General features: G+C 70.3%; 4 protein-coding genes. 2 read left to right on the top strand and 2 right to left on the bottom strand.

From position 1 onward, the window contains the following. Together QH195_RS22790 and QH195_RS22785 are read right to left on the bottom strand one after the other, a co-directional pair. Positions 1-468, bottom strand: a 468-nt coding sequence (locus QH195_RS22790) for a crossover junction endodeoxyribonuclease RuvC (RefSeq protein WP_280436936.1), incomplete at its 3' end; no start/stop codon positions are given. Positions 469-967: 499 nt separating this feature from the next. Continuing rightward, on the bottom strand, positions 968-1,495 hold the full coding sequence (locus tag QH195_RS22785; RefSeq protein WP_280436935.1) for an O-acetyl-ADP-ribose deacetylase: 528 nt from the start codon (positions 1,493-1,495) through the stop codon (positions 968-970). A gap of 111 nt (positions 1,496-1,606) precedes the next feature. Between QH195_RS22785 and QH195_RS22780 the strand changes: the two genes are divergently transcribed. Together QH195_RS22780 and QH195_RS22775 are read left to right on the top strand one after the other, a co-directional pair. Further along, positions 1,607-1,990, top strand: coding sequence for a metalloregulator ArsR/SmtB family transcription factor (locus QH195_RS22780; RefSeq protein ID WP_280423191.1), 384 nt, complete (start codon positions 1,607-1,609; stop codon positions 1,988-1,990). Then, entirely contained in the window at positions 1,987-2,484 is a 498-nt protein-coding gene (locus tag QH195_RS22775) for an SRPBCC family protein (RefSeq protein WP_280436934.1), read from the top strand. The genes QH195_RS22780 and QH195_RS22775 overlap by 4 nt, the downstream gene beginning before the upstream one ends. The last annotated feature ends 470 nt before the right edge of the window (positions 2,485-2,954 follow it).

The following is a 2,954-nucleotide window of genomic DNA, read 5'->3' as shown; positions in this document are numbered from 1 at the left end:
ATGTTCCATACTCCCAGTGAGGTGAAGGCCCCCGGGGGCGGGGACCGCGGGGGGGGGCAAAAAAAGCTGTACCCCCAGGTGAACCCCCGCCACCGGCGCCCCCCGCCCCCCCCCCCCCCCCCGCCCCCCCCCCCCGCCGCCCTTCACCTCACTGGGAGTATGGAACATCACCGGGATCCCACGGCGCGCGGCCGCCAGTGCGATCACCCCGCCCGCCTGCGCGGTACCCATGGCGGTGCGCACATTGTGCTGGGCGAAGACCCGTTCGATCGCCACCACCTCCGGCCGGTGGGTCCCCATCCAGTCCTCGGCGGCATCCGCGATCCGCAGCAACCGCTGGGCGAGGTCCATCTCGGCCGGGGTCCGCACCACATCCACGGCGATAGCACGTACGGTACGACCCGCTCCCCCTTCGACCATGCTGATCCCGCACCGGGTGAGCCCGGGGTCGACGCCCATCACCCGCACCCGCACAACCTTTCCCAGAACGAACAATTGTTCGAAGTCTAGTGCAGCGCCGCAATTCCGGACGACAGTGACACGGGCACACACCTCCCGGTCGGCGGCACAAAAGAGCGGCCCGGCCATCGGCTCCGCCTGTCGCCCCGCAGGCCGGCGACCTGAATTCGCCCGGGCTTCACCGTTCGAGCGACTCCCGGCTCGGCGACCTCTTCGCTCGGTAGTCAGCGTCGCTCGCCGCGCGGCGCTCGACGTCGCCCGATCCTGGCACTCGGTTGCGGTTCGGCCCCGGCAGGCCAGGGCACCGAACCGCGGTGTCGAACCTGACGATGCGCTGGGTCGACCAACGGCGGTGCCCAGTTCAGCGATCGGCTCGCGCCAGGCCCAGGTGGCCTCGAACACCCCTGACCCGGGCGGGTGGCGAAGCCCCTCCCGCCGACCGGCCGAGCGGTCATCCGGTGTGCGCAGGCGCCGCGCGACGCGCCGACGGCCTACCGCGATCCGAGGTTCAGAGTGCCAGCTGGGCGGAGAAGGCGTCGTATGCGGCGGCGTCGAAGAGCACGAACCGCACTTCCTCGACGGTGGCAGGGCTTTGTTCCCGGACAGTGCCCACCGCGATGCGAGCCGCGTCGTCCATGTGCCAGCGGTACGCGCCGGTGGAGATCGCCGGAAACGCCACACTGCGCGCCCCCAGCTCCTCGGCGACCCGCAGAGATTCCCGGTAGCACGACGCCAGCAGCGGTGCCAGCTGCGCCGCACGGTCACCGCGGGCCGACCACACCGGACCGACGGTATGGATCACCCAGCGCGCAGGTAGCTCGCCCGCCGTCGTCGCCACCGCCTGACCGGTAGGCAGCCCGCGCGGGTACTCCGTCTCTCGCAGCCGCCGGCATTCCGCGAGGATGGCGGGTCCACCGCGGCGGTGAATGGCACCGTCCACGCCGCCACCACCCAGCAGTTCGGAGTTCGCGGCGTTGACCACCGCGTCGACCTGCTGTTCGGTGATGTCTCCGGGTACGACCGTCACAGCCACCATGCCGTCATTGTGCGACCGCGGCCGGCACCCGACCGGCACGGCACACGCGCCCTCATCCGATCGAGACCTCGGGAACTGGACAATACGTAACTGATAGGTTACGCTTCCGTCGTGGACGAGGCAGCCGCGGCAATCGCCGACCCGATCCGACGCGAAATCCTGACGATGCTGCGCGGTACCCGCCTCACCGCCGGCGCGATCGCCGCGCAGTTTGCGATCAGTCGTCCGGCGATCAGCCGCCACCTGCGAGTACTACGCGACAGCGGACTCGTGCACGACGACCTGGTGGGCCGGCAACGGTACTACTCCCTGGACACGGCACCACTGCGGGAAGTGCGCTCCTGGATCGAGACACTCGATCGGCCCACGGGCTGGGAACACCGCCTGGACGCACTGGCCACCGAGGTCTACCGGACCCGCCGGGAACACCGTGCCGAACAGGAAGAGGCAGGCCGGCAGACGACAGAACCCGACAGCTTGGAGAATTCCGCATGACCATCCGACCGAGCGGACGCCTGGAGAAAACTCCGGAGGGACAAGACCTGATCCTCACCCGGACCTTCCGCGCCCCCATCGCGGATGTATGGGCCGGTATCACCGAATCCGATCGCACCGCCCGCTGGTTCGGGCCGTGGAAAGGCGAAGCGGGTCCGGGCCGGACCATCCAGGTCCAGCTGGCCTACGAGGAAGAACAGCCCTGGGCCGACTTCACGATCGACGCCTGCACTCCGCCGCGCCATCTCTCCCTGCGCACCGTCGACGAGCACGGCAGCTGGCATCTCGAAGCCGCGTTGACCGAACGCGACGGGCAGACCGAGTTGGTGTTCACCCACCATCTGGCTTCGCCGGAGATCGCCGGTGAGGCCGGTCCCGGCTGGGAGTACTACCTGGATATGCTCGGCACCGCACTCGCGGGCGGGGACCGGCCCGAATTCGACGACTACTACCCCGCCATGCGGGACTACTACGTGAACGCCGGCTCTGCCTGAGCGAGCCACCTGTTCCTGCCCGGATCAGGCGCGACCATGCCCCGACGTTGCGGGAAGCGCGCTCTGGACCGACCTCATGGTGCGCGAAGCCCCGGCCGGTGCGGCGTCGCCGCCGGAGGCGGTAACCGCCCCCGGGCTGCCGCCGACGAGAGCACGACGAGCGGGTGCGGAGACAACACGCCACCGCGGCCGAGCAGCACAGCGGGAAACCCGCGGATCACGGCCGAACGCAAACCCCGGCCGCGCGCCGGGCTCGGACAGCCGCGGGGGGGCCCGGCCCGCGGGGGGGCCGGCGCCCCGCCGCCCGCGCACGCGCCCCGCCGGGGGAGGGGGGGGCCCGGGGAGGTGGGTCGCCGTCGGTGCGTCGGGGATACCGGCGGTGATCACTCTGTCTTTATGGGGTTCGAACATTGTGCGGTAGAGCTCGTGCTTGCTCCGGAAGTAATGGTTGATATTGGTGCGGGTCACCC

The sequence above is a fragment of the Nocardia carnea genome, assembly GCF_029868855.1.
Lineage (GTDB): Bacteria > Actinomycetota > Actinomycetes > Mycobacteriales > Mycobacteriaceae > Nocardia > Nocardia carnea_A.
Note: the sequence above shows the minus strand (reverse complement) of the source record. Positions and strands in the feature narration are given on the sequence as shown.

Bases quoted from the DNA above. Each gene is read 5' to 3' on its own strand.
- QH195_RS22785 (WP_280436935.1), bottom strand. From the start codon at position 1,495: ATGGTGGCTGTGACGGTCGTACCCGGAGACATCACCGAACAGCAGGTC.
- QH195_RS22775 (WP_280436934.1), top strand. From the start codon at position 1,987: ATGACCATCCGACCGAGCGGACGCCTGGAGAAAACTCCGGAGGGACAA.